The following is a 25,793-nucleotide window of genomic DNA, read 5'->3' on the forward strand; positions in this document are numbered from 1 at the left end:
GCACACGGGCGTTCACTCCGAAGTGGGGGTGGTCGCCATGGCGATCCGCACATATGGACCCAACGCCGTCGACTGGGAAGAGCGCATCGACCTGGACCGGCTGCGCGGGCAGCGGCTGGCCCGGCTGCACGAGTCCCTGAACCGCTCCTCCCTCGGCGCGGTGCTCGGCTTCGACTTCGCCAACATCCGCTACATGACGGCCACCCACATCGGCACCTGGGCGATGGACAAGCTGATCCGCTTCGCCCTGCTGGTGCGCGACGGCGAACCGGTCGTCTGGGACTTCGGTTCCGCCGCCCGCCACCACCAGCTCTACAACCCCTGGCTCGACTACAGCGACGGCAAGGGCGGCCCGCCCACCGGTGCCCGGGCCGGCATCTCCACCCTGCGCGGCGCCTTCCATCCGGGCGCCGGGATCGCCGAGGACGTGGCGGCCAAGATCGCCGCCGAGCTGCGCGCCCACGGCCTGGCGGGCGAGCCGCTCGGCGTCGACGTCGCCGAGATGCCCGTCCTCACCGCGCTGCGTGCGGAGGGCATCGACGCGGTCGACGGGCAGCAGGTGTTCCTGGAGGCCCGCCGCATCAAGACCGGCGACGAGATCGCCCTGCTCACCCAGGCCTGCGCCATGGTCGACGCCGCCTACGAGGAGCTGTACGGCTACCTGCGCCCGGGAGTACGCGAGAACGAGTGCGTCGGCGTGGTCAGCAAGGTGCTGTACGACCTCGGCAGCGAGTACGTCGAAGGCGTCAACGCCATTTCGGGCGAGCGCTGTTCGCCGCATCCGCACGTCTACAGCGACCGGTTGGTCCGCCCCGGCGACCCCGCCTTCTTCGACATCCTGCACAGCCACCTCGGCTACCGCACCTGCTACTACCGCACGTTCGCCGTGGGCAGCGCCTCGCGGGCGCAGCGGGACGCGTACGTGCGCTGCCGGGCGTACATGGACGAGGCGATCGCCCTGGTCCGGCCGGGCGCCACCACCGCCGACGTCGTGCGGGTCTGGCCGCGCGCCGAGGAGTTCGGCTTCGCCGACGAAACCGCCGCGTTCGCCCTCCAGTACGGCCACGGCGTGGGCCTGTCGATCTGGGAGAAGCCGATCTTCAGCCGCCTGGTCTCCCTCGACCACCCCGAAGTCCTCGAAGAGGGCATGGTGTTCGCGCTGGAGACGTACTGGCCGGCCGCCGACGGCTGGTCCGCCGCCCGGATCGAGGAGGAACTGGTCGTGACCGCCGACGGCTGCGAGGTCATCACCAAGTTCCCCGCCGAGGAACTGCTGGTGGCCGGGCGCAAGTACTGGACGGTGGGCGGCGAGCTGAACACCTGCCGCGAGGCGCAGTCCCACCTCAACACCGGGGACCGCGCGCGGGCGGACGCCGCGGACCGCACAGGGGCAGGCACCCGGGACGGCGCGCGGGCGGACATCGGGGACGGCGCGCGGGCAGGAGCCGGTGAGCGTGCGCACGCGCACAGCGCGGACCGCTCCCGGCCCACCGGCGGGGACCGCTGATGGACGCTCCCGGGCTCCTCGACCGGTACGAGCGGATGAACGTCATCCGCCGGACGGAGAAGGCCGCCCATGACCTGTTCCTGCGGGGCCTGGTGAAGGGCACCACGCACCTGGCCGCCGGGCAGGAGGCGATCGCCGTGGGCGCGAGCGCCGCCCTGCGCCCGGACGACTACGTGTTCGCCACCTACCGGGGCCACCACCACGTCCTCGCCAGGGGAGCCACCCCCGAGGAGTGCCTCGCCGAGCTGATGAGCCGCGCGAGCGGGCTGTGCCGCGCCAAGGGCGGCTCCATGCACCTGACCAAGGCGGCCACCGGCATGCTCGGCTCGTACGCCATCGTCGGCGCCCACCTCCCGATGGCGGTGGGCGCTGCCTGGTCGGCCCGGCTGCGGGGCACCGAGCAGGTCGCGGTCGCCTTCTTCGGCGACGGCGCCACCAACATCGGCGCCTTCCACGAGTCGCTCAACCTGGCAGCCGTCTGGAAGCTGCCGGTGCTGTTCGTGTGCGAGAACAACCTGTACATGGAGTACACGCCGATCGCCGACGTCACGGCCGTGCCCCGGCCCGCGGCCGACCGGGCCCCCGCCCACGGCATCCCGGGCGAGGTCGTCGACGGCAACGACGTCGTCGCGGTCGAGGAGGCGATGGGGCGGCTCGCCCGGCGGGCCCGGGCCGGGGACGGGCCCGCCGTGCTGGAGGCCGAGACCTACCGCCACTTCGGGCACAGCCGTACCGACCCGGCGGCGTACCGTCCGGCGGAAGAGGTCGAACGCTGGCTGAAACACGACCCGTTGGACCTCGCGCGGGGGCGTCTGGCCGAACTGGGCGTTACCGAGGACACGGTCGCCGAGGCCGACGAGCGGGCCCGGGCCGTCGTGGAGCGGGCCGTGGAGGCGGCGAAGGCCGCGCCACCGCCCGACCCGCGTGAGGCACTGACCGATGTGTGGGCGGACGGGGGTGCCGCATGGCGGACGTGATCACCTACCGGGACGCGGTCGCCGAGGGCATCGCCCGGGAGATGCGGCGGGACGCGTCCGTGGTGTGCCTCGGGGAGGACATCGGCGCGGCCGGCGGTGTGTTCAAGACGACCGCGGGGCTGTGGGAGGAGTTCGGGCCCGAGCGGGTGTGGGACACGCCTATTTCTGAACAGGCCATCGTGGGCGCGGCGATGGGCGCCGCCATGACCGGGATGCGGCCCGTCGTGGAGATCATGTTCTCCGACTTCCTGGCCTGCTGCTGGGACTACCTGGCCAACGAGATCCCCAAGGTGCGCTACATGACCGGCGGCCAGGTGACCGTGCCGCTCGTCGTGCGCACCGCCAACGGCGGCGGGCTCGGCTTCGGCGCGCAGCACTCCCAGGCCACCGAGAACTGGGCGCTGACCGTCCCCGGGCTGAAGATCGCGGCGCCGGCGACGCCCGCCGACGTCGTCGGCATGATGGCGGCGGCGATTCGCAGCGACGACCCGGTGGTCTTCTTCGAGCACAAGGGACTGTTCGCGACCAAGGGCCCACCGCCGCCGCCCGGTCACGTCGTCGAACTGGGCCGGGCCGCGGTCGTCCGCGAGGGCGGCGACGTCACGCTCGTCGCGCTGGCGCCGATGGTTCCCCTGGCCCTGAAGGCCGCCGAGATCCTCACCGGGGAGGGCGTCGAGGCCGAGGTGGTCGACCTGCGCTGCCTGGTCCCGCTGGACGCGGCGACCGTCCTCGACTCGCTGCGCAAGACCTCGCGGCTCGTCACCGTCGAGGAGAACCCGTACCAGGGCGGCTGGGGTGCCACCGTCGTCTCGGTCGTCGCCGGCGAGGGATTCGGCCTCCTCGACGCGCCCGTGCGGCGGGTGGCGGGGGAGTGCGTCCCGCTGCCGTTCGCCGACGCGCTGGAGGAACAGGTCATCCCGACCGTCGACAAGGTCGTCACGGAGGTCCGCCGACTCGCCGCCTACTGAGCCGCACACCCGCGACCGCACACCCCATGGGAGGAAGCGCGATGACCACCAGGACACTGCTGCGCTCCGGTCACGTGATCTCGATGGACCCGGGCATCGGGGACCTGCCCCGGGGGGACGTCCTCGTCGAGGACGGCAGGATCGCGGCCGTCGAACCCGAGATCAGCGCCGAGGCCGAAGTCCTCGACATGAGCGGCCACATCGTGATCCCCGGCTTCGTCGACACCCACCGCCACACCTGGGAGGCGCCCATCCGGGGCGTGGCCCCGAACGCCACCCTCGACGACTACTTCGTCGACATCCTCGACACCTTCGCACCCCTGTACACCCCGGAGGACGTCTACGCCGGCAACCTCGCGGGCGCGCTGGAGTGCCTCAACGCAGGCATCACCACGCTGGTCGACTGGTCGCACATCAACAACACCCCCGAGCACCCGGACGCGGCGGTCCAGGGCCTGCGGGAGTCCGGCATCCGGGCGCAGTACGCGTACGGCAGCGCCAACACCTCCCTCGCCGAGTACTGGTTCGAGAGCCGGATCGCGATCCCCGCGGACGACGTACGGCGGATCCGGTCGACGCACTTCTCGTCCGACGAGGGCCTGCTGACCATGGGCCTCGCCACCCGCGGCCCGGGCTTCTGCGTCGACGAGGTCGTCACCGCCGAGTGGGCCACGGCGAGGGAGCTGGGCCTGCCGATCACCGTGCACGTGGCCATGGGACGCCTCGCCGGCCGCTTCGGCATGGTCAGGCAGCTCCACGGCCTGGGACTGCTCGGTCCGGACACCACCTACGTCCACAGCTGCTATCTCAGCGAGGAGGAGTGGCGGATGGCCGCCGACAGCGGCGGCAAGATCTCGGTCGCGCCTCAGGTGGAGCTCCAGATGGGGCACGGCTGGCCGCCGGTCATGCAGGCCATCGAGCACGGTCTGCGCCCCGCGCTCAGCATCGACGTCGTCACCACCGTGCCGGGCGACATGTTCACCCAGATCCGCGCGGCCTTCGGCGCCGAACGGGCCCGCGTCAACGCCGACTGCTGGCAGGCCAACATGCCCGTGCCCAGCACCATGCTGACAGCACGTCAGATGCTGGAGATCGCCACCGTGAACGGTGCCCACGTCGCCGGTCTCGAGGACCGCACCGGCTCCCTGACCCCCGGCAAGCGTGCCGACGTCGTCGCGATAGACGCCACCGCTCCCAACGTCGCCCCCGTGCACGACGCGGCGGCCGCGGTGACCCTGTGCGCCGACGTCTCCAACGTGGACACCGTCCTCGTCGACGGTGTGATCCACAAACGCGACGGCAGGCTCCTCGGCGACACTGCCCGGGCCCTGCGGCTCGTCGGGGAATCCCGCGACCGGCTCCTCGCGGCGAAGGAGTCCAAGAGGGCGAAGGCTCCGGCATGAGCGATCACCTGGTGCGCCACGCCGCCGACCTGCCCGATGCGCCCCACGACGGCCGGGGCCACCGGCGGCGGGCGCTGGTCGGTGAGGACGACGGGAGCGTCCACACCGGCTTCGGCCTGTGCGAACTGCGTCTCGACGGCCGGGTGCCCGCCCATGTGCACTCGTACGAGGAGACCTTCTTCGTCCTCGACGGGGCCGTGATCCTGGACCTGCCCGAGGGCTCGTACCTGCTGGAGGCCGGCGACTACGGCCTGCTGCCGACCGGCGTCGCGCACGCCTGGCGCGGGGCAGGGAGCACCGGCGGCCGCTGGGCGGACATGCTGGCCCCGGTGCCGCGCGCCCGCTACGGACACGAGACCCAGGCCGTGCCGGACCTGCCCGAGCGCGAGCCGGCCCGGATCGATGTCCGCGACCCGCGCACCCGCGCCTTCGGCCACTTCGAGCCCGCCCAGATGGACCCCGGCAAGCAGTCCCAGGACGTGCTGGCCGTCACGGCGAGCATGCGGACCGCGCTGCTGGTCTACAGCGGGATCACGGTGAAGATGATGATCGACGGCGACCTGGCGCGGTCGCCTCGACGATGTTCATGGTGCAGTACGCGTCCGACGGGATCATCGGCACCCACGACCACCCCTTCGAGGAGACGTATCTGATCCTGGAGGGCGTCGCGGAGGCCACCCTCGACGGCGAGCGGTACCGGCTGGAGCCCGGCGACGTGGCCTGGGCCGGCGCCGGGTGCGTGCACGGGTTCGTCAACGCCGGGCGCGGCCCGCTGCGCTGGCTGGAGACCCAGGCGCCGCAACCGCCGTCGCGGCACTCGTACCGGTTCACACGGGACTGGGACTACCTGCGCTCGGCACTGGAGGAACAGTCATGAGCAGTGTGCTCGTCGTCGGCGGAACGTCCGGGATCGGGCTCGCATTCGCCCGCACGCGCGCCGAGCGCGGGGACGACGTGGTTCTCACCAGCCGCGACGCCCAGCGGGCCGAAGCGGTCGCCAAGGAGTTCGGCGCACGCGGACTCGCCCTCGACCTGGCCCGGCCGCTGGAGATCGCGGCGTCCCTGGCCGACATGGGGCGCGTCGACCACCTGGTGATCGCGGGGGTGTCCCGGGACGACAACAAGGTGACCGAGTACGACATCGACGCCGCGTTGCGCCTGGTCACCCTCAAACTCGTCGGATACACGGAGGTCGTGCACACACTGCGCGGCCGCCTGCACGACGGCAGCGCCATCGTGCTGTTCGGCGGCCAGGCCAAGGAGCGCCCCTACCCTGGCGCGACGACGGTGGCGACGGTCAACGCGGGGGTGCGGGGCCTGATGAACTCCCTCGCCGTCGAGCTGGCCCCCGTCCGGGTCAACGCCGTGCATCCCGGTGTCGTGGGCGACAGCCCGTACTGGCAGGCCAAACCGGAGAAGGTGCTCGCCACCCTGCGCACCGAGACACCCACGGGGCGGCTCGCCTCGATGGACGACGTGGTGGACGCGGTGGACTTCCTGCTGCGCAACCGATCGGTCAACGCGGTCGAACTGACCGTGGACGGGGGCTGGTTGCTCGGGTGAGCCCGCCCGCTCCGACGGGCCGGGCTGAAGCGCCCTGGCGCAACGGACGGGGACGGACTCGGCTGAGGTGCCCTGCGCGGGACGGACCGGGCGGCAGAAGACCGTCACCCGGCGCGCCGCAGCGTGTCCCGCGCGACCTCCTTGTCCACCGCCGCCCGCACCAGAGCGGCGGCGAAGACGGCCGGGTCGGTGTCCCCGGCCAGTTCGGCGAGGCGCTCCGGGTCGGTGGGGAGGTTCAGCCGCTCGGCGCCCTGGAGAGCCTTGGCGTCCAGGTAGGGGGCCACCTCCGGCCACACGCCCTGCACCTCGCGCAGGAAGATGCCGGCGCCCGCGGGACCCATGCCCGGGAACTCCTGGAGCAGCCGGCGCAGTTCGGGCACCTTGCCGTCCGCCTCCCGGCGCAGCCGCCGCACATCGCCGCCCCACCGCTCGCCGAGGAGCCGGGCCCCCTCGCCCAGCTGGGTGGCCGTGCGTTCGTCGTAGCGCCGGTAGCCGCCCCGGCCCAGCGCGTCGACCCGTTCCTGCCAGGAGGCCCGCGCCATGTGCCGCGGATCGCGCAGCCCCGCCTCGTACAGGGCACGGGCGGTCGCCAGCGCGATGGAACCGCGGATGCGGGCACTGAGCAGATGGGACAGCACCAGCAGCCGGTACAGCGGCTGCGGCGTGTCCTTCAGCCCGATGCCCGCCTCCTCGGCGTACGTCCGGCCGTGCGCGCCGAGGAGTTCCCGGACGACGCGCTCCTCGCGGCCCACGGCACCTATCCCCGCAGCGGGTCGTGCCCGACCGTCATCAGCCGGTGCCGGCGGCGTGTGTCCTCCTCCGTCACCTCGGGCTCGGGCTCGTTCTCCGGATCCACCTGGTCGGTGACCGTCTCCACGACCTTCCGCATCACGCGCAGGTCGTCCTCGGTCAGGTCGGTGCGCCGCTTCTGGAGGATCGCCAGGACGTGCTGTCCGGTGGCGGAGCCCGCCTGGTCCGGCAGCGGCTCGGTGGTCTCGTCGGCGTCGCGGACCCGCAGCCAGGCCGCGAGTTCCTGCGAGGTCATGTTCACCACGCGGTGGAAGTCCTCCCACAGCGCGTCGAGTTCGAGGGCGTCGGTCATCGCCTGCCCCTTCCGTACGTCCGTCGGATGTTCTGCGCCGTCGCCCCGCGGGTCAGCGGGGGAAGTTCTCGGCGTCGAACATCCACCGCTGCTTCTCCAGCTCCGCGGTGATGGTGATCAGCAGGTCCTGGGTGACCGGGTCGGCCTTCTCGGTCGCGTCGATGCGCTTGCGCAGCCGGGCGACCGCGTCCTGCAGCGCCTCCACCATCACCCGCACGGCGTCCGAGTCGCGCACCCAGCCCTCCTGCGGGGCGGGCAGCGTGAAGTCCCTGGCGACGGTCTCCGGCCGGCCGTCCGGCGGGACGCCCAGCGCCGCGGACCGCTCCGCGACCGTGTCGGCGAAGTCCCGCGCCACCGTGACCACCTCGTCGAGCTGGAGGTGGATGGACCGGAACCGCGGTCCGACGACGTTCCAGTGCGCCTGCTTCCCGACCAGCGAGAGCCCGAGCAGATCCACCAAGGTGTCCTGCAGTGCCTCGCAGGCGACCTTGCGGGCGTCGTCGGGCAGGGTGCTCCTCACAGTCGTCATGGGGCGCTTCTCCTTCTCACGTCGTTCTTCGTCGTCCGGAGCAGTGCGTCGCGCTCCTCCTCGCCGGTGCCGCCCCACACGCCGGAGGTCTGACCGCTGCTCAGCGCGAAGCTCAGGCACTGGTCGGTGACCGGGCAGCGCGCACAGACCCGCTTCGCGGCGCTCACGTCACGCAGGGCGGGGCCGGCGGTGCCGACGGGAAAGAACAGCTCGGGGTCCTCGTCCACGCAGGCGGCGCTCCGCAACCACTCCATGAACGCGCGGGTGCCCCGGACGCTTCGGTGCAAACGCGACGCATCAGCCACGTCGGACCTGCGATACAACTGCCCAGGACCCCTGGAGGCGCAGAATCTTCACAGCGGGCGGGCCGAGGGTCTATAGTCCGAAACTAGCAGTGCTAATTAATGCGCGTTGATGCGCGGCGTGAGGAGCCTCTCGTGCGTTCCGTCCACTTCGCGGCCGCCCGCCGCACCCCCATCGGCAAGCTGCGGGGATCCCTCTCCTCGGTACGGCCCGACGACCTCGCGGCGACCGTGGTCCGTGCCCTGGTCACCGGCGTGCCCGCGCTGGACCCGGCCCGGATCGACGACGTCTACTGGGGCGCCGCCAACCAGGCCGGCGAGGACAACCGCAACGTCGCCCGCATGGCCGCGCTGCTCGCAGGTCTCCCCGACTCCGTGCCCGGCGCCACCGTCAACCGCCTGTGCGCGTCGGGCCTGGAGGCCGTGACCACGGCCGCCCGCACCATCGCCGCCGGCGAGGCCGACGTCGTGATCGCGGGCGGCTCCGAGTCGATGAGCCGCGCCCCGTTCGTGCTGCCCCGGCCCGACGAGGCCCTGCCGCACCGCATGGAGACCGCCGACACCCGCCTCGGCTGGCGCCTGGTCAACCCGGCGATGCGCGAACTGCACGGCCTGCTCGCCATGGGCGAGACGGCCGAGGAGGTCGCCGCGCGGTACGGCATCCCGCGCGAACGCCAGGACGACTTCGCCCTGCGCAGCCACCAGCGGGCCGCCCTGGCCCGCAAGAACGGCCACTTCGACGACGAACTCCTTTCCGTGGAACGCCCCGACGGCGTGGTCGTCGACACCGACGAATGCGTCCGCGAGGACACCTCGTACGAGAAGCTGTCCCGGCTGAAGCCGGTGTTCCGCGAGGGCGGCACGGTCACCGCGGGCAACGCCTCACCGATGAACGACGGCGCCGCCGGCCTTCTCCTGGTCAGCGAGGAGGCCCTGAACGAGCTGGGCCTGGAGTCCCTGGGCCGCTACGTCGGCGGAGCCTCCGCCGGTGTCCACCCCGACGTCATGGGCATCGGCCCCGTCCCCGCCACCCGCAAGGTGCTGAACCGCGCCGGCTGGAGCGTCGACGACCTGGAGGAGGCCGAGTTCAACGAGGCCTTCGCCGCCCAGGCCCTGGCCTGCGTGGACCAGCTCGGCATCGACCCCGAACTGGTCAACCCCAGCGGCGGCGCCATCGCGCTGGGCCACCCCCTGGGCTGCTCCGGCGCCCGCATCCTGACGACACTGCTCCACCGCATGCGGCGCACCGGCGCGGGGCGGGGCCTCGCCACGATGTGCGTGGGGGTGGGCCAGGGAAGCGCGGTCCTCGTCGAACGGCCCTAGCGGCCCTGGCGGCCCGGGCCCGGCCCACCAGGCGAGACAGCGCTTACGGGTACCCGTTCGTTGCACATAGCATCAGTGTTCGCATGAACACCATGACCCTCTGGCACATCACGGGCTGGGAATTCGCCGCCCTCGCCCTCGCGGCCCTGCTCGTCGGCTTCTCGAAGACCGCGGTGAGCGGGGCCAACACGGTCAGCCTCGCCATCTTCGCGGCGGTGCTGCCGGCCCGCGCCTCCACCGGCGTGCTGCTGCCCATCCTGATCGCCGGCGACCTCCTGGCCGTCGCCACCTACCGGCGGCACGCTCACTGGCCCACGCTGTGGCGGCTGTTCCCCGCGGTCGCCGCGGGCGTCGTCGTCGGCACGGTGTTCCTCCTCTGGGCCGACGACGCGATCGTACGGACCTCGATCGGCGCGATCCTGCTGCTGATGGCGGCCGTGACGGTGTGGCGCCGGCGCAGGGCCGACAAGGAGGAGGAACCGGAGTCGGTCACGACCCGGTCGGGCCGGATCAAGGCCCGCTCCTACGGTGTGCTCGGCGGCTTCACCACCATGGTCGCCAACGCGGGAGGCCCCGTGATGTCGATGTACCTGCTCTCCGCGGGCTTCCGCAAGCTCGGCTTCCTCGGCACCTCGGCCTTCTTCTTCCTGATCGTCAACGTCTCCAAGCTGCCCTTCAGCGCGGGGCTCGGCCTGATCGACGGCCGCTCGCTCCTGCTCGACCTCGCGCTCGTGACGTTCGTCGTGCCCGGCGCGCTGTTCGGCAAGTGGGCCGTGCACCGGATCAACCAGCGGCTGTTCGAGCAGCTCGTCATCGCGGCGACGGTCGTGGGCGGTCTGCAACTACTGCTGCGCTGACCCCCGCAGCAGCGCCGGGAGGTCCGCGAAGGAGTCGATCACGTGGTCGGGCGTGCCGTCGGCGGCCCGCAGCGTCTCCTCCTGGAACTTCCCGGTCCGCACGAGCACCCCGGTGAGCCCGGCCCGCTGTGCCGCCAGCACATCGGACTCGACGTCGTCGCCGACCATCACCGCCTCGTGCGCGCCGACGCCCAGCCGCGTGAGCGCCGAGTCGAAGAACGCCCGCGCGGGCTTGCCGGTGATCTCGGCCTCCATCCGCGCGGCCCGCTCCAGACCCGCCAGGAACGCCCCGGAGTCCAGCCGCAGTCCCTCGGCCGTGCGCCAGTACAGGTTGCGGTGCATCGCCACCAGCCGGGCCCCGCGCTGCAGATGCCCGAAGGCCCGGTCGAGCGCCGCGTAGCCGAACTCGGGACCGGCCCCGCCGACCAGGACGACATCCGGCACGGTATCCGTGTCGCCCGCCTCCACGATGCCGGCTCCGCCGAGGTCCTCGGCGATGTCGCCGCTGTTCAGCAGCGCGCAGCGGGCGCCGGGACAGTGCTCGGCGAGGTAGGCGGCGGTGGCGGCGGGCGCGGTCAGGATGTCCTCGGCCGACACGGGGAACCCGGCCTCCGCCAGTGTCCCGGCGATCGAAGCCCGGGTGCGGGAGGTGGTGTTGGTGACCAGCAGAACGCCGAACCCGGCCTCCCGGACCTCCCGCAACGCCTCGACGGCCCCGGGCAAGGGCCGCCACGAGACGGTGAGCACCCCGTCGATGTCCACGAGCACGGCACGCACGGACTCCATGCCAGGACGATAGCCACCGGGCGCCGGACGCGCCGCTCGAACCGGTCACGCAGCCGCCGGCGGGATCCGCGCAGCCGGTCGATCACCGTCCCGCTGCCGCTCCCCGCCGGTACCCGCCCCGGCGCCGGCCGCACCGGACCTCGTACGCTCGACGCCGTGTCCCCTCACGTCCTGATCCTCGGCGGCACGACCGAGGCCCGTGCCCTGGCCGCGGCGCTGTCCACCCGTCCCGGCGTCCGCGTGACGACGTCCCTCGCCGGGCGCGTGACCAGGCCCGGGGCACTGGACGGGGAAGTGCGCGTCGGGGGCTTCGGCGGGGCCCGGGGACTGGCCCGGTGGCTGCGGGCGGAAGGCGTGGACGCGCTCGTCGACGCCACGCACCCCTTCGCCGAGGCGATCACGGCCAACGCCGCCGACGCCGCGCGGGAGACCGGCGTACCAGCGGTGGTGCTGCGCCGCCCCGGGTGGCGGCCCGGCCCCGGGGACCACTGGCACGCGGTCCCGTCCCTGGACGCCGCCGCGGACCTGCTCCCGCGTCTCGGCCGCCGGGTGTTCCTCACCACCGGGCGCCTCGGCCTTGCCTGCTTCGCCCATCTGACGGACCTCCACTTCGTCGTGAGGTCGGTGGATCCCCCCGAGCCGCCGATGCCGCCCGACACCCAAGTGCTGCTCGCACGCGGCCCGTTCACCGTCCCCGGTGAGACCGCCCTGCTGCGCGAGCACCGCGTCGACGCCCTGGTGACCAAGGACAGCGGGGGAGCGGCCACGGCGGCCAAACTGACGGCGGCCCGGGACCTCGGACTGCCGGTGGTCGTCGTACGGCGGCCGCCGCTGCCGGGCGGTGTCACGGCCGTACCCGATGCGCAGGGCGTGCTGGAACGGCTGGGGCTCGGGTAGGGCGCTCATACCGAGCCGGCGGCCGCGAGGGACTTCTCCCCGCTGCGCGGCAGCCCATGGCGCAGGTCCTCCACCAGGTCCCGCCCCAGCCGGGCCTCCAGTCAGTCGGCCCAAGCCCTCCTCGGCCATTCGCTCGAAGACCGGCAGCAGCAGCCCCGGAGGCAGCCTGCGCCGCGCGGCGATCTACGTGCGCATGCCGGAACGTCCGCACGGGTGCCTGGTGATGGACCTGCCGGTCCCGTCAGTCGCGGGGATGCCGGCGCAGCAGATACGTGTCCATGATCCAGCCCTTGCGCTCACGGGCCTCGGCCCGCAACCGCTCGATACGGGGGGCGGCCTCGGCGATCGGGCCGGAGACGAGGATCTCGTCCGGGGTGCCGATGTAGGCGCCCCAGTAGATGTCGACGTCCTCCTGCGCGTACTGCCGGAAGGTCTGGTGGGCGTCGAGCATGACCACGACGTCGTCCACGCCCTCCGGGAAGCCCTCCGCCAGCCGCCGGCCGGTGGTGATCTGCACCGGCCGGGCGACGCGGTTGAGACCCGTGCGGTGCCGGGCGACGAGCGCCGAGACGCTGCTGATGCCGGGCACGACGTCGTACTCGAACACCACGGCGCCCCGCCCCAGCACTTCCTCCAGGATCCCCAGCGTGCTGTCGTAGAGCGACGGGTCGCCCCACACCAGGAACGCGCCGGTCTGCTCCTCGCCGAGTTCCTCGGCGATCAGCCGCTCGTAGATGCCGGCCCGGGCGCTGCGCCAGTCCTCGACGGCGGGGGAGTAGGCCGCGCCGCCGGCACTCCGGTCCCGCTCCGGGTCACGCGCCTCGACGACGCGGTACGTGCCCTCGGGCACGTGCGCGTCGAGCATGTCCCGGCGCAGCCCCGTGAGGTCCGCCTTCACCTCGCCCTTCTCCAGGATGAAGAACACGTCCGTGCTCCGCAGCGCCCGGACCGCCTGGAGCGTGAGCTGGTCGGGGTCGCCCGCGCCGATACCGATGACATGAATCTTTCGCACGCCCCGAGTCTGCCGCACGGGGGTGAGGCCGCTTCCACCGCGGTCCTTCCACCGGTCCCGGGGGCCGGGTCACAGCGCCCGGCACCGGCTGCCGCGGCCCGGCTGGCCGCCCCGCCCCGCAGGCGCGGTGCCCGGCGACCCGGCTGGCCGCCCCGCCACCCCGCCCCGGAGGTGCGGCGCCCGGTGTCCCTGGGCTCAGGCTCAGGACTCGGCCGCCCCGCCACCCCGCCCCGCAGGCGCGGCGCCCGGCGAGCCGGCTGGCCGCCCCGCCACCCCGCCCCGGAGGTGCGGCGCCCGGTGCCCCTGGGCTCAGGCTCAGGACTCGGCCGCCCCGCTCCGCAGCCGTGGGGCCCGTGCACCGGCGTCCACCGAGCGGCCGTTCCGTTCCACCTCTCCGGCCAGCTGCCGTGCCCACGCGGCCACGCTCGCGACGTCGATGCCGTGCGGCTGTGCCTGCCCCGTCCCGGACGCCCAGGCCTCGGCCGCCCCCGCCCCGCGCCGCAGCAGCCGGGCCCCGCCGGTCAGATTGCCCCGGGCGGCGTGCGTGAGCCCCACGGCGAGCTGGGCGAGGCCGCGCCACAACTCGCGCTCCTGGTCGGGCCCCGACTTCCACGCGTCCTCGAAGACCTCGTGCGCGTGGAACGGCTTGCCCTCGTCGAGCAGCCGCTGCGCCTCCGCGACGGTCTCCTCCGGGGTACGGACGACGCCCTCGGGCTGCCGGGGCACACCGTCCGAGCCGTACGGCAGGGGCCGCCCGAGTCCGTCCCGGGGCCGGGCGTTGCGCGCCCGCCCCTCACGGTCGCGGTCCCGTGCGTCGCCCGGCCGGCCCGGGGAGGTCTCTCCTGTGCTGCCCATACGCCGATTGTCCCGCCCGGCCCGCTTTCGGCGCGGCCAGGGGTGTGGGGTAAGGTGCTGTTCGCGCGATCACGCGGCTCACCGCGGGTGGCGCGCACCGGGACGTGGCGCAGCTTGGTAGCGCACTTGACTGGGGGTCAAGGGGTCGCAGGTTCAAATCCTGTCGTCCCGACGGTGCGGAAGGCCCTCACAGGCATATGCCTGTGAGGGCCTTTTCCTGTCGCTGAGCCGAAAGCGATCACTGAACCCGGCCCGGGGCTCTGGTGATCTAGCCCGGGACGAACCGGTCGAGCAGCCCGTCGAGCCCGGCCGCCAGCGCCTCCGGCCCGCCGGGCTCGGCGAGTGCCGCGGCCGTTGCCCGGAGCGTGGGCAGTTCCTGGGCCGGAAGTCGGTGCAGTCCGAGGCGGAAGGACGGCTCGGGTTCCTCGGGGTTGTCCACCATGGGCTGGAGCTCGACCGACACATAGCCCAGCAGCCACGCGGTGAAGGCCCGGAAGACGGTCGCCGCGGTGGCTTCGCCGAACCCCGCCTCCTTCAGCAGGGCGAGCACCCGTTCGTGGTTGAGGAGGACGGCTGAGGGCCGCCGCGCCAGGGGCACCGCCAGCATGCGTGTGGCGAGCAGGGGGACTGCCCGGGGATGGGCGAGGCAGACGTCGTACGTCGTCCGGGCGATGCGGTGGAGGCCGTTGCGCCATGCGGGGGCGTCGGCGAGGGCATGGGGATCTTCCCCGGTGGCGAGCCGTTCCTCCAGTTCGAGGTACAGAGCCTCCACCAGACCGTCCAGGAGGGCGTCCTTGCTCGCCGCGTACCGGTAGAGGGCCATGGCCTCCACCCCGAGCTCGGCACCCAGCCGTCGCATGCTCAGAGCCGAGAGGCCTTCGCGATCCACCAGTTCCAGGGCGGCGGCCAGTACCCGTTCCCGGTTGAGCCTGCCGTAGCGCCCGCGATCGCTGGCGCGTCGAGCCGGGCTCGCCCCTGAGCCATTCGCCATGCGCGTGCCTCCTTCACGTCGACCCGGTGATGCGGGGTCGGTATCCGTTTTCCGCAACGTAAAGATATGCGGGGGCACCGCACATGTGCGGCTCTGGCGCAGCAGCTCGAGGCCCGTACTCAGGACGGCTGCCATCGGTTGGCACGCCCGAGCGGTGTGAGTAAGGATTGATGAAGGGCTCCCCGCCGAGGAGTTCCCGCCTCTTTTTCCGTTTTCTTTTTCTTGCCATCACGGAGCTCGGCGTCAGGATAATCGGCAATTCTGCGTATGCGCTCGTAGCGTCATGCGCCGGTCCGGAACAGGTGCCCGTCCTGCGCGGAATCCTCATGCCGAGGAGGAGCACATGATCGAGCCGCTGCGCGTCACCGTCGTGGCCCCTGCGGGTGTCCTGGGTGGTTCCGAGCTGTGGCTGCTCTCCCTGCTGGACGCCACCGACCGGCTCGCGCCGGAGGTCGTGATGCTCGCCGACGGGCCGCTGCGCGAGGAGTTCACCCGCCGGGGCATTCCCTGTGTCGTACGCCCGACCGGCGCGTCCGGCGGCGCCGTGGCAGGCGCAGCAGTGTGGCTGACACGACTGCTGCGCAGCAGTCGCCCCGACGTCGTCCTGGCCAACGGGGTCAAGGCCGCGGTGGTGGCCGCTCCAGCCGCGTGGCTCGCGGGAGTCCGGTGCGTCTGGGCCAAGCACGACCACTCGTTCGACGGCCCCGTCATGACGTCGCTCGCCGCCCTGACCGAGGCCTGCGTGGCCACCGAGGCCGCCTTGCTCGCCGACTCACGGCACCCCAAGGCGACCCTCGTCCCTTTCCCCGCTCCGGGGCGGGGAGCTCTGCCCCGGGACACCGCACGTGAGGAACTCGTCCGGCGAGGGGTGAGGCTCCACCGGGACGAGCTGTTGCTGGTCATGGCGGCACGGCTGGTCGGGTACAAGGGCTTGGACGACGCCGTCACGGCTCTCGCCCAACCGGGCGGATCCCGTTGGCGGCTGGCCGTGATCGGTCCGGAAGACCCGGCCGCACCGGACGAACACAGGCGTCTCGCGACACTGGCGGAGGACCTGGGCGTCGCCGACCGGGTGGACTTCACCGGCTGGGTGCCGGACGCGTGGCGGCTCCTGCCCGCCGCCGACGCGGTCGCCGTGCTGACCAAGCCGTACGGGAGCGGGCCGGAGCAGGAGAGCTTCGGCGCGGTCGGGCTCGAGGCGATGGTGTCCGGCGTCCCCGTGATCGCGACGGCGCCCGGTCCCGTCGCCGACCGGATCGACGGGTCGGGCCAACGTGCCGGGATCACGGTGCCGCCCGCGCAACCCGTCGACGTGGCCGATGCGTTGCACCACCTGGAGGATCCGGCAGCTCGTGCTGCGATGGGCAGGGCAGGACGCTCTCGTGCCACCTCTCATCCGAGCGCGGCTCCCTGTGCCGCGCTGCTCGCGCAGACTCTGTCCGAAGCAGCCCGCCTGCCCGGCGCGGGACTGAGCGGGACGGCGCCGGTATCCGTCCTGACGTGCTTCTGGAACGAGGGAGAGGACGTCGACCGACTCCTCGGCCTCCTCCTGCCACAACTCACCGAGGACGGCGACGAACTCGTGGTGGTGGACGACGGTTCCACGGACGACACGGCTGATCGAGTCGCCGCCTGGGCGGACGAGGACGCGCGTGTGCGCCTCCTGGCGCTCCCTCACCAGGGCCTCCCGGCTTCTCGCAACGCCGGTGTCCGCGCCGCCCGGCACCCGCTGATCGCCTGTACCGATGCGGGGTGCGACCCCGCCCCCGACTGGCTGGCCAGGCTGCGCGCGGCGTGGGCCGAGCCGGACCCCGCCGGCCTCCTCGCCGGCGTCTACCGGGTGCGAGGTCACGGCATTCTCGACAAGGCCATGGCACTGGTGGGGTCTCCGCTGCCCGAGGAAGCGCGTCACCCGGGGCCATGGACCCGTGTGTACTCCCGGTTTCTCGGACGGGCCTTCGACGCGGCAAGACCCCCGGGCCGTTCGATGGCCTTCACCCGCGAGGCGTGGCAGGCCGCCAAGGGCTTCCGCGAAGAGCTCACGTCGGCCGAGGACATAGCCTTCGGGCAGAGCGTCATCGCGGCCGGCCATCGGGCCGTGGTCGTCGCCTCCGCGGTAGTGGTCTGGAAACAGCATCCGACTCTGCGCAAGACGGCCCGGATGTACTTCCGTTATGGCCAGGGCGGCGGGCGCTCGGCCGATCCCCGCCTGATCGCGCGTGACATCCCGAGAGCGATGGCCTACCCCGCCGCCGCGGCCGCCGTGCGAACTCCCCACGGCCGACGCGTCACAGTGGCCGCGGCCGTCGTCTACCTGTCGCTGCCGGCAGTGCGGGCCATCCGCGAACGCCAGTGGGCGTCCTTGCCTGTCATCCCCCTGGTCGTGGTGGTACGCGATCTTGCCAAGGCGGCCGGCACGGTACACGGACTGGCCGCACGACTGAGGGCCGGTCGGGCCACAGCGCCCGCTGCGGACACGGACGGCCCTTGATGGAGCAGAAGAAGGCCATCGACCTCCGAGGCGTGTACGGCGCCCTCGCCCTCACCCTCGTGGCTGTCGGCGTCTGGGTGTCCGGGCAGAGTGTGCCCCTCAGTTTCGTTCTTCTGCTCGGGGTGCCGGTGCTCGTCACCGTGGCCGTCATCGCCGTCTATCGGCCGGTCCTGGCCCTGGCCGTGGTCGCCGTCCTTCTGGTGTCAGGAGACATCGATCTGCCGCTGGGGATTCCGCTTGTACGGCTGCTCGCCCTGGGCGCAGTGGTGATCGTCGTGACGGCTCGGTTGTGCGGACGCGGACGGCCCATCGGCTGGTCGCCACTGCTCGCCGTCATGGCCCTTCTGGTCACGGCTGCCTTGCTGTCCACGATCTTCGGCGTCGATCCGAGCCGTGCGCTGCGGCAGGACTTCGCGTACGTCGTCGGACTGCTGTTGGCGGCAGCCATCGTCATGGCCACGGCCGACCGCTCCGACCTGCTGGTGCTCGCCCTGGCCCTCTGCCTCGGCGGGGCACTGCTGTGTGTGACGGCCGTGACCAAGATGCCCGACTTCGAGGTGGTGAGCAGTGACGCCGCGGTGGTCGGCAACCGGCCGGTGGGAGTCTTCGCGCAGCCCAACGAGTTGGGTCTGTGCGCGGCGATGGTCTTCTGTTTCAGCTTCGCCATGATCATCTTGACTCGGCGTCAGCGCCGTTCCTGGCTCGTCGCACTGTGCGTGGTGGCGGCGCTGCTGGCCCTGACGGCCCTGCTCCTGAGCCTCTCCCGCGGGGCCTGGATCGGCACGGTCGTGGGGCTCCTGGTCCTCGCCGTACTGCTGCGCGAGGCGCGTCCGGCACTGCTCTGGCTGGCCACGGTGCTCACCATCGGCTTGGCGCTGCTGGTGGTCGTTCCGTCGGTGAACCCGCCGGTCATCGCCCAACGGCTGCTGTCCGTGTTCGGCGGCCCGGGCAATCCGTACGACGAGCGGCCGGCCGCGAGATCCGAGGCCGTGGTCCAGATGTCCGAGCGCCCGCTCCTGGGGAGCGGACCCGCCTCCTATTCGTGGGCCGCCCAGCAGGGCGTCACCCACGTACCGGCTGCCAAGGGAGAGGCGCACGCTCACAATCTGTTTCTCGCCGTGGGCGCGGAGCAGGGAGTCCTGGGCGTGACCCTGCTCGTCACCGCGGCCGGTGTCGGTGCGGCGGCGGCGCTGCGAAATCGCGGTGCGCCGGGAGAGCGCGGCGGCGACCCGACGGTGCGCATGGTGTCCGCGGGCTCGGCCGCCGCGCTGGCCGCCGTCCTGGGCCACGGTGTGGTCGATTACCCCCTGCGCAATCCCATCATCGCGACCATGACGTGGCTGTTCATCGGTCTTCTGGCGGCGTGCGCACGAACGCGCCGGACTGCTACCCACACATCCTGAGGCGGAAGAAATGAGAGCTAGGCAAGCCAGAGTATCCGGTGGTACGGCGTCACGAACCGGGACGGGGTCGGACACTGCCGATCGGGACGAAGCCGCGGCACCGTCCCAGTCCGGCCCGGCGCGCTTTCTGAGCTCCGGCAGCCCGCGCCGGCGCGGACTGCTGGCGGCGCTGCTGGCGGGCCTGATCGTGCTCGGCGCCGGTCTCGTGGTCATCGAGCAATTGCCCACCCGTTATTCGGCGACCAGCACGATCTCCTTCGCCCCCCGCTCGCTGAACGTCGTCGACGCGGACGTGGTCGAACTGATCGCCAACAAGTACTCGGTGGTGGCAGGCGCGACGGCCACCGTGGATTCTGCCGCCGGCACCGCCGGGGTGACGCCCAAGCAACTTCGCGACACGTTGTCCGCCACCGTGGAGCCGAACACCGGCAACCTCAACATCTCCGTCTCGCTCGCGAACGCCCGCCAGGCCGCCGTGGCGGCGAACTCGATCGCGAACACGGTCAACCGGGCGGCGGGCAACGACCGGCTGATCGCAGGGGAGATCACCGCTCGGGCCGATCCCACGGCTGCACAGCTCAAACCGTCCCGCACACTGCTCCGTGTCGTCGTCGTGGCCGCGGCCCTGCTGGTGGCGGGCTGGGTCGGCTTCACTGTCCGGCAGCTCGGCCGCCGAGCGGGGAAGGAGACATGATCGCGTCGAGAAAGGGCCCCCTGGTGCTGATGTACCACGGGGTCGGCCGACGCAGTGGCCAGGAGGACCCTTTCCATCTCTTCGTCTCACCGGACCGGCTCCGCGGGCAGCTCACCGCTCTGCTCCGGCGCGGCTGGACGCCGGTGACCCTGGATGCGTATCTGCACCGGACCGTCCCGCGGCGGAGCGTGCTGGTGACCTTCGACGACGGGTACCGGGCGATGGTGGAGGAAGGGCTGCCGATCCTGCGGGAACTCAACGTGCCCGCCACCGTCTTCGTGCTCAGCGGCCTGCTGGGCGGCAGGTCCCGGTGGATGACGGAGATGTCCGACGAGGCACTCCTCGACGCCGAAGACGTGGCGAGACTGGTCGGTGCCGGACTGGATGTGGAGTGCCACGGTTGGGACCACAGCTGTCTGGCGGCGGCGGACCCCACCACCCTCGTCCGCAACGTAGTGGACGCGGCCGGGGCCCTGCGCGACCTCACCGGCCGCCGCCCGCGCGCATTCGCCTATCCCTACGGGGAGCACGACGCCACGGCCCGTCGAGCGGTCGCCGAGGCCGGTTTCGAGATCGCTTTCAGCACCCATCGCGGCGGTGGGAGGTATGCCGTCCCCCGCGTCGACGTCAACTCCACCGACACGGACACGACGTTTCGGATCAAGACCCTGCGCGGCTACCCGGCCATGCGTCGGGTCACCGGTCGAGTTCCCGCGCTGCGCCCGGCTCTGCACTCCCTGATCGGCCGCGCCGAACGGAACTGACGGGGGTCCGTCGCGCTCCGGTCCGGGACGCACGTCCGCGGGCAGCGGCAGAGCCCTGGGCGGTCCGGGCGGCCTCGTATGCGGCCTGGGTGCGCTCCAGCATGGAGCGCACATCGTGGTGCCGTCGTACATGGGCACGTCCCTGCGCGCCGAGGTCGTCGCAGGCTGCGCGATCAGGCAGCAGGCCCGTCACGGCGTCGGCGAGGGCCCGGGAGTCGCCACGCGGAACCAGCATGCGCCCGGTCCGGCCCGGGGGCAGCGACTCGAGCGCCCCGGGCACGTCGGTCACGACCACGGCGCGGCCGGAAGCCATGGCTTCCAGCGGGGCCAGTGCCATGCCCTCCCACCGGGAGGGCAGGACCACGAGGTCCGCCGCGAGGTACCAGTCCCGGGGATCCCCGACCTCTCCGGTGAAGACGACGTCGGGGGGCGCCCCGTGCCCGAGCAGCTCGCGGTACGGCCCGTCGCCGACCAGGACCAGTCGTGCTCCGGGAACCCGGTCGCCGATGTCCTGCCAGGCGCTCAGCAGAATGTCCTGCCCCTTCTGACGGCACAGTCGTCCCACGCAGACAGCGAGCGGATCGGCCGGAGCCATGCCCAGCCGCAGCCTGGCACTCTCGCGCGCGGCGGGCTCCGTGAGGCCGAAGCGGTCGAGGTCGATGCCGTTCGGGATCACCGTGTAGGGCGCCTCGACTCCGGCCGCGACGCCCTGGGCGCGTTCGGCCTCACTGACGCAGACCACCTGGTGTGCCCATCGAGCCCCTGCTCTCTCCCAGCGGATGGAGGCGACCCGCAGGCCACCGCTGACCGCGTTGAAGGACCAGGCGTGGGGCTGGAAGACGGTGGGGAGCCGGCCGCGCACGGCGAGGCGGCCGGCCAGACCCGCCTTGGAGCTGTGCAGGTGCACGAGGTCGGGACGGACGGAGTCGATGAGCCGATACAGATCCCGTACCTCGCGGGGGAGCTCGTGGCCCGGTTCCCGCACAGCCCGCCAGGCCAGCACCTCGGCCCCGCACCGCGCGGCCGCGGTGGAGAGTCCGCTGTCCGGGAGGCAGGCGACGACGACTCGGTCGCCAGAGGAGAGTTGGCCGGCCGCAAGGCTAGCCACCACACGTGACACGCCACCTCCGCTGGACTGTGCCACGTGCAGAACGGTCATGCGGTGACGCCCTCGACCGTGTGCACGGCCGTGGGGCTGATCTGATCCGAAGCGGGTCGTCGACACGGCGCCAGAGCTCCCCAGCAAGATTTTTAAGTGTCCGTTTACTGTGTATATGTGCAGTGTAGCGAGGTATGGGCCCCTTGGGCTAAGGTGTACGTATATGACGTAAACGTACGCCCTGTCGCTTGCGATATGGGGCTGCACCAGGCTCCGCAGGAGGCATGACCGCCATGTCCAGGACCGCTCTCACCGCCCGGCACCCCGCTCCGCCAGGAATCCGGCATCGCCCCCGCACCCGCCCGCCGCACGGGGGGGACGGGGACACGCGGCGGGGGCGGGCGAGGAGGCGCCGGCTTCCGCAGGCCGCGCCGCGGGCACTCGGTGTGATCGTGATCGCGGTGGGAGCGGTCGCAGGGTTCCTCGCCTCGGGGCCGCTGCTCCGTGTGGTGCTGTTCGCCGCGACGATCACCGTCCTGCTTGCGTTCCTGCTCCACGAGGGCCGGCGCGGGCGGATGCTGCCCGCCCGCGCCGGGCGGCGGCAGGCCCCGCTCATCCTGCTGGTCGGGCCCGCCCGTCCGGCGGCCGAACTGATCACCCGACTGCACCGGGACACTCCGTGCGGTCTCCGGGTCGTGGCGGCGTGCCTGACGGATCCGGCCCGCGCCGACGAGGTCACCTCGCTCGGTGTGCCGGTGTTCGGAATGGAGGACGTCCTCCGTACGGCACGCCGATGCGAACCGGACGCCGTTCTGACCCTGCCGCACCCCGATCTGGGCGCCGAGGCGTTGCGAGAACTGGCCTGGAGTCTGCGGGGCGAAGACGTCGAGCTGATGGTGGCCCCGGCTCTCCCTGACGTCGCTCCGGCGCGCATCAGCGTCATGGCGGTCGCGGGAATGCCGCTGTTGCGCGTGCGGGTGCCCAATCTCTCCCGGGTGGCGCGCATACCCAAAGCCCTGTCCGATCGGATCCTGGCGGGCGTGGGCCTCGTGCTCCTCTCCCCGCTCCTGGTCGCCCTCGCGATCCTGGTGCGCCTGGACAGTCCGGGCCCGGCGTTCTTCCGCCAGCGGCGGCTCGGGCTCGACGGCCGGGCCTTCACGGTGATCAAACTCCGTACGATGCAGCGGGACGCGGAGGCACGCAAAGCTGAACTGATCGCGCTCGACCGCAGGCGTGACGGTCTGTATTTCAAGGTCGCCGATGATCCCCGAGTGACCAGGGTGGGCTCGGTTCTGCGCCGGTATTCACTGGACGAACTTCCGCAGCTGTTCAACGTCGCGATGGGTCAGATGTCGCTCGTCGGTCCCAGGCCGTTGTCGGCGAAGCCCAGCGCCTACACGGAGATGATGAAGCGCAGATTGCTGGTGAAGCCGGGGATGACCGGACTCTGGCAGGTGAGCGGCCGTTGCAGCCTCTCGCGGGAGGAGAGCCTTCGCCTCGACCTCAGTTATGTCGAGAACTGGTCCCCCGCACTCGACATGAAGATCCTGCTGCGCACGGCCCGTGCGGTGGTGCGTGGCACCGGTGCCTACTAAGTGTGTTCATTTCTCGCGAACGTATGTGGTGATGGAGGGTTCCCATGCGGCTGACAGTCATAGGAACCGGATACGTCGGGCTCGTACATGCCGCGTGCATGGCGGACATGGGGCACGAGGTCCTCGGTGTCGATCGTGATGCCGACCGGATCGCGGCCCTGTCCAGGGGCACAGTGCCCTTCTACGAACCGGGTCTGCACGGATTGCTCAACAGGAACCTGAAGTCGGGCCGTCTTCGCTTCACCCGTTCCCTTGCCGACGCGGCCCGGTTCGCCCGTACGCACTTCGTCTGCGTGGGAACTCCGCAGCAGCCCGGCTCCCACGCCGCCGACTTGCGTTTCGTCGACGGCGTCATGGATGAACTGGCTGCCCACCTGCGCGAACAGCAGGGTTGGTGCCTGGTCGTGGGGAAGTCGACCGTGCCGGTGGGAACCGCGACGCGACTGGCGGACCGGCTGGGCCGGGTCGCACCGCACGCCGAGATCGCCTGGAACCCCGAGTTCCTGCGTGAGGGCTTCGCCGTGCACGACACCCTCCGGCCCGAGCGCCTGGTGGCCGGTGTCGTGTCCCCTCGGGCGGATGCGACGCTGCGAGAGATCTACGCGCCCATGGTGCACGCGGGCGTGCCCTTCATCAGCACCGATCTGGCCACCGCCGAGCTGGTCAAGCTCGCGGCGAACTCCTTCCTGGCGACGAAGATCTCGTTCATCAACGCGATGGCGGAACTGTGCGACGCCATGGGCGCCGACGTGGTGACCCTGGCGGAGGCCGTCGGCCGGGACCCGCGGATCGGGCGCCCGTTCCTGCAGCCGGGACTCGGATTCGGAGGCAGTTGTCTGCCCAAGGACATCCGGGCCCTCGTCGCCCGGGCCGAGGAACTTGGGCTCGGCACGTCGGTGGGATTCCTGCGCGAGGTCGACGAGATCAACATGCGCCAGCGCCTGCGCACCATCACCCTGGCGGAGCAACTCACCGGTGGATCCTTCTCCGGCCGGAATGTCGCCGTACTGGGCGCGGCCTTCAAACCCGGCAGCGACGACGTGCGTGACTCGCCGGCCCTCGCGGTTGCCGACGGCATCCGCTGCCAGGGAGCGCGGGTACGCGTGCACGACCCGGAGGCCGCCGATCGCGGCCGCGCGGCCCTTCCCGGATTGCAGTTCACCTTGGACGTACCGAAGACATGCGAGGAGGCGGACGTCGTCCTGCATCTCACCGCATGGCCCGAGTACGGCGCGATCGATCCGGCCGAACTCGCCGCGGTGGTGCGCAGACCGGTGATCCTCGACGCACGCCACACCCTTGACGCGGCGAGATGGCGGTCCTCGGGATGGACATTCCGGGCCTTCGGACGGCCGTCGCCCGGCGATCCACCCGACGGAGCGTGGTGAGAACCCGGCAGGTGGCGGTGTGTCAGACCGGCTTGAAGCGAATCGTCCGCCTGACGGCCCACCAGAGCCCCCGTCTGGGGACGGACGTGGGAAGCCGCTCGCGGAAGTACCGCGGAGCCGCGGTGCTCTCCGTTCCGAAGCTGTCCTTGAATCTGCGCAGGGTCGTCCCCTCGCGCGAGGTCCCCATGTCGTACTGCAGACAACCGGCGGCGCACGCGTCCTCGATCGCCAACCTGTGCAACAGGTGATTGGCCCTGATCGGATGAGCCAGTTCCCGGTTCATGGCGCCGCGCCAGTACAGGGCGTGGTTGCCGTGGCGCAGGACGACGATCGCCGCGGCGGGTTCCCCGGCATGCCGAGCCATGTAGATCGCGCAGTCTTCCCCGAGCCGGGCTGCGACCGTCTCCAGTCTGCGCGGGGGGAAGACGCGCGTTCTGCGCCGACGGGCCAGCGCCAGCGGTTCGTTCTGCTGGCCGGCCCAGCGCGGGATCGACAGCTCGAACAGGTGGTAGAACTCCGGGGCCAGACGGCCGGTGCGGTCCACCTCGACCTCGATGTCGCAGCGCTCGGCCTGGCGGACTCCGCGCCGCACCCCTTGGTGGAACCGACGTTCCCACACCGTGTCGAACCCGCCCTCGAGGTTCAGCACATGCGCGGTGTGCTGGTCGAGGCGGAAGCTGTCGGGGGCGGTGCGCGCCCACACGTCGTCGTTCCCGGGGCGGAACCACACACCGACTCGGTTGGCCGGCCGGCGCGCCAGGTCGTCGAACAACGCCTCGGCTTCCGCCGACCCGACACTTCCCCGGCACACCGGCCCCCCGATGCCCCACTCGCCCGGCCAGGACTCCTCCTCGCCCAGCCACTGCGGGCGCTTCCGCCTGCCCGCCAGGGGGAGCACGAACTGCCTCCCGTTCTCGAACTCGTAGAGGCGACTGGCGTCGCGGTACGGTCCAGTCGCGCAGATGCAGTCGAGCCACACGGGAAGCTGGGTGACCTGGGTTGCCGGGTCTTGCTCGGCCAGTTCCCACCAGGTCTCACGTGGCGCCGGGGTGGTGACCCGCACAGGACCGGCTCGCGTGTCGATCAGGAGTGCAGCAGATCCGCTCACAGCCTTCTCCCGCCTCGTTCGCGGAGGGGACCCACCTGTGCCCACGTTTCGAGTTTAGGGCGGGCAGAACAGGCGGGCATCTCGGTGAAGCGCCGAGAAGGATCTGCCCGGCCTTGATCGAACAGCGGGGGGAAGCTCCCGGAATGCAGGCGATGAATCTTTGCTGAAGGCTCACCTGG

The 25,793-nt window shown here is 71.9% G+C and carries 26 protein-coding genes and 1 tRNA gene; 17 read left to right on the forward strand and 10 right to left on the reverse strand.

All coding sequences use genetic code 11. The features are described 5' to 3' along the window. Positions 1-37 precede the first annotated feature (37 nt). From AB0937_RS18850 to AB0937_RS18880, 7 genes are read left to right on the forward strand one after another with little or no spacing between them, the layout of a single operon-like run. Positions 38-1,507 (forward strand): Xaa-Pro peptidase family protein, encoded by a 1,470-nt coding sequence (locus AB0937_RS18850; protein ID WP_366713002.1) that lies wholly within the window; start codon positions 38-40, stop codon positions 1,505-1,507. Continuing rightward, complete coding sequence (locus AB0937_RS18855; protein ID WP_366713004.1) at positions 1,507-2,484, forward strand: thiamine pyrophosphate-dependent dehydrogenase E1 component subunit alpha; 978 nt, start codon at positions 1,507-1,509, stop codon at positions 2,482-2,484. Before AB0937_RS18850 ends, AB0937_RS18855 begins: the two co-directional genes overlap by 1 nt. Next, positions 2,472-3,452, forward strand: a complete 981-nt coding sequence (locus AB0937_RS18860) for an alpha-ketoacid dehydrogenase subunit beta (RefSeq protein ID WP_366713005.1) — start codon at positions 2,472-2,474, stop codon at positions 3,450-3,452. Before AB0937_RS18855 ends, AB0937_RS18860 begins: the two co-directional genes overlap by 13 nt. 41 nt (positions 3,453-3,493) lie before the next feature. Further along, positions 3,494-4,855, forward strand: a complete 1,362-nt coding sequence (locus AB0937_RS18865; protein ID WP_366713006.1) for an amidohydrolase family protein — start codon at positions 3,494-3,496, stop codon at positions 4,853-4,855. After that, positions 4,852-5,508 (forward strand): cupin domain-containing protein, encoded by a 657-nt coding sequence (locus AB0937_RS18870; protein ID WP_366713008.1) that lies wholly within the window; start codon positions 4,852-4,854, stop codon positions 5,506-5,508. Before AB0937_RS18865 ends, AB0937_RS18870 begins: the two co-directional genes overlap by 4 nt. Further along, positions 5,442-5,732, forward strand: a complete 291-nt coding sequence (locus AB0937_RS18875; RefSeq protein WP_366713010.1) for a cupin domain-containing protein — start codon at positions 5,442-5,444, stop codon at positions 5,730-5,732. Before AB0937_RS18870 ends, AB0937_RS18875 begins: the two co-directional genes overlap by 67 nt. Continuing rightward, positions 5,729-6,418: an SDR family oxidoreductase gene (locus AB0937_RS18880; RefSeq protein WP_366713012.1), complete on the forward strand. Its 690-nt coding sequence runs from the start codon at positions 5,729-5,731 to the stop codon at positions 6,416-6,418. The genes AB0937_RS18875 and AB0937_RS18880 overlap by 4 nt, the downstream gene beginning before the upstream one ends. Before the next feature lie 104 nt (positions 6,419-6,522). Here AB0937_RS18880 and AB0937_RS18885 read toward each other — a convergent pair whose 3' ends face one another. The 4 genes from AB0937_RS18885 to AB0937_RS18900 are packed head-to-tail and all read right to left on the reverse strand — an operon-like array spanning position 6,523 to position 8,303. After that, positions 6,523-7,170 carry an endonuclease gene (locus AB0937_RS18885; RefSeq protein WP_366713014.1) on the reverse strand — a complete coding sequence of 216 codons (648 nt, stop codon included), beginning with the start codon at positions 7,168-7,170 and terminating at the stop codon, positions 6,523-6,525. Between the two features lie 5 nt (positions 7,171-7,175). Beyond that, positions 7,176-7,520, reverse strand: coding sequence for a DUF3140 domain-containing protein (locus tag AB0937_RS18890; RefSeq protein WP_366713016.1), 345 nt, complete (start codon positions 7,518-7,520; stop codon positions 7,176-7,178). A gap of 52 nt (positions 7,521-7,572) precedes the next feature. Further along, entirely contained in the window at positions 7,573-8,049 is a 477-nt protein-coding gene (locus AB0937_RS18895) for a DNA starvation/stationary phase protection protein (RefSeq protein WP_366713017.1), read from the reverse strand. Then, positions 8,046-8,303, reverse strand: coding sequence for a WhiB family transcriptional regulator (locus tag AB0937_RS18900; RefSeq protein WP_366713018.1), 258 nt, complete (start codon positions 8,301-8,303; stop codon positions 8,046-8,048). Before AB0937_RS18900 ends, AB0937_RS18895 begins: the two co-directional genes overlap by 4 nt. A 183-nt stretch (positions 8,304-8,486) precedes the next feature. Here AB0937_RS18900 and AB0937_RS18905 point away from each other — a divergent pair, with 183 nt between their 5' ends. Next, positions 8,487-9,674 (forward strand): thiolase family protein, encoded by a 1,188-nt coding sequence (locus AB0937_RS18905; RefSeq protein WP_366713020.1) that lies wholly within the window; start codon positions 8,487-8,489, stop codon positions 9,672-9,674. Between the two features lie 83 nt (positions 9,675-9,757). Next, positions 9,758-10,531: a sulfite exporter TauE/SafE family protein gene (locus AB0937_RS18910; protein WP_366713022.1), complete on the forward strand. Its 774-nt coding sequence runs from the start codon at positions 9,758-9,760 to the stop codon at positions 10,529-10,531. Here the strand turns inward: AB0937_RS18910 and AB0937_RS18915 are convergent. Continuing rightward, complete coding sequence (locus AB0937_RS18915) at positions 10,517-11,317, reverse strand: HAD-IIA family hydrolase (RefSeq protein WP_366713024.1); 801 nt, start codon at positions 11,315-11,317, stop codon at positions 10,517-10,519. The genes AB0937_RS18910 and AB0937_RS18915 overlap by 15 nt on opposite strands. 156 nt (positions 11,318-11,473) lie before the next feature. On the opposite strand from AB0937_RS18915, the gene AB0937_RS18920 reads away from it, so the two are divergent. Continuing rightward, positions 11,474-12,214 (forward strand): cobalt-precorrin-6A reductase, encoded by a 741-nt coding sequence (locus tag AB0937_RS18920; RefSeq protein ID WP_366713026.1) that lies wholly within the window; start codon positions 11,474-11,476, stop codon positions 12,212-12,214. Between the two features lie 241 nt (positions 12,215-12,455). Here AB0937_RS18920 and cobF read toward each other — a convergent pair whose 3' ends face one another. Then, positions 12,456-13,226 carry a precorrin-6A synthase (deacetylating) gene (cobF, locus tag AB0937_RS18925; RefSeq protein WP_366713027.1) on the reverse strand — a complete coding sequence of 257 codons (771 nt, stop codon included), beginning with the start codon at positions 13,224-13,226 and terminating at the stop codon, positions 12,456-12,458. A 315-nt stretch (positions 13,227-13,541) separates the two neighbouring features. Next, complete coding sequence (locus AB0937_RS18930; protein ID WP_366713029.1) at positions 13,542-14,081, reverse strand: DUF309 domain-containing protein; 540 nt, start codon at positions 14,079-14,081, stop codon at positions 13,542-13,544. Positions 14,082-14,179: 98 nt separating this feature from the next. Here AB0937_RS18930 and AB0937_RS18935 point away from each other — a divergent pair. Then, a tRNA-Pro gene (locus AB0937_RS18935) sits at positions 14,180-14,253 on the forward strand. A 96-nt stretch (positions 14,254-14,349) separates the two neighbouring features. Here AB0937_RS18935 and AB0937_RS18940 read toward each other — a convergent pair. Continuing rightward, positions 14,350-15,072 carry a TetR family transcriptional regulator gene (locus AB0937_RS18940; RefSeq protein WP_366713030.1) on the reverse strand — a complete coding sequence of 241 codons (723 nt, stop codon included), beginning with the start codon at positions 15,070-15,072 and terminating at the stop codon, positions 14,350-14,352. Between the two features lie 343 nt (positions 15,073-15,415). On the opposite strand from AB0937_RS18940, the gene AB0937_RS18945 reads away from it, so the two are divergent. The 4 genes from AB0937_RS18945 to AB0937_RS18960 are packed head-to-tail and all read left to right on the forward strand — an operon-like array spanning position 15,416 to position 20,424. Beyond that, positions 15,416-17,563: a glycosyltransferase gene (locus AB0937_RS18945; RefSeq protein ID WP_366713032.1), complete on the forward strand. Its 2,148-nt coding sequence runs from the start codon at positions 15,416-15,418 to the stop codon at positions 17,561-17,563. Then, entirely contained in the window at positions 17,563-18,966 is a 1,404-nt protein-coding gene (locus tag AB0937_RS18950; protein WP_366713033.1) for an O-antigen ligase family protein, read from the forward strand. The genes AB0937_RS18945 and AB0937_RS18950 overlap by 1 nt, the downstream gene beginning before the upstream one ends. A 10-nt stretch (positions 18,967-18,976) precedes the next feature. Next, positions 18,977-19,660, forward strand: coding sequence for a hypothetical protein (locus AB0937_RS18955; RefSeq protein ID WP_366713034.1), 684 nt, complete (start codon positions 18,977-18,979; stop codon positions 19,658-19,660). Further along, positions 19,657-20,424: a polysaccharide deacetylase family protein gene (locus AB0937_RS18960; protein ID WP_366713035.1), complete on the forward strand. Its 768-nt coding sequence runs from the start codon at positions 19,657-19,659 to the stop codon at positions 20,422-20,424. Before AB0937_RS18955 ends, AB0937_RS18960 begins: the two co-directional genes overlap by 4 nt. Here the strand turns inward: AB0937_RS18960 and AB0937_RS18965 are convergent. Beyond that, a complete protein-coding gene (locus tag AB0937_RS18965) occupies positions 20,357-21,583 on the reverse strand; it encodes a glycosyltransferase (protein WP_366713037.1) in 1,227 nt (408 codons plus the stop codon). The two genes, AB0937_RS18960 and AB0937_RS18965, sit on opposite strands and share 68 nt — an antisense overlap. Positions 21,584-21,816: 233 nt before the next feature. Between AB0937_RS18965 and AB0937_RS18970 the strand changes: the two genes are divergently transcribed. Then, positions 21,817-23,118 (forward strand): sugar transferase, encoded by a 1,302-nt coding sequence (locus AB0937_RS18970; protein WP_366713038.1) that lies wholly within the window; start codon positions 21,817-21,819, stop codon positions 23,116-23,118. A gap of 44 nt (positions 23,119-23,162) precedes the next feature. Continuing rightward, a complete protein-coding gene (locus AB0937_RS18975; RefSeq protein ID WP_366713039.1) occupies positions 23,163-24,506 on the forward strand; it encodes a UDP-glucose/GDP-mannose dehydrogenase family protein in 1,344 nt (447 codons plus the stop codon). A 22-nt stretch (positions 24,507-24,528) separates the two neighbouring features. Here AB0937_RS18975 and AB0937_RS18980 read toward each other — a convergent pair whose 3' ends face one another. Next, positions 24,529-25,614 (reverse strand): GNAT family N-acetyltransferase, encoded by a 1,086-nt coding sequence (locus AB0937_RS18980; RefSeq protein WP_366713041.1) that lies wholly within the window; start codon positions 25,612-25,614, stop codon positions 24,529-24,531. Positions 25,615-25,793 lie beyond the last annotated feature (179 nt).

Origin of the sequence: Streptomyces sp. NPDC047880 (assembly GCF_040706515.1) — a bacterium.
Classification (GTDB): Bacteria; Actinomycetota; Actinomycetes; order Streptomycetales; family Streptomycetaceae; genus Streptomyces.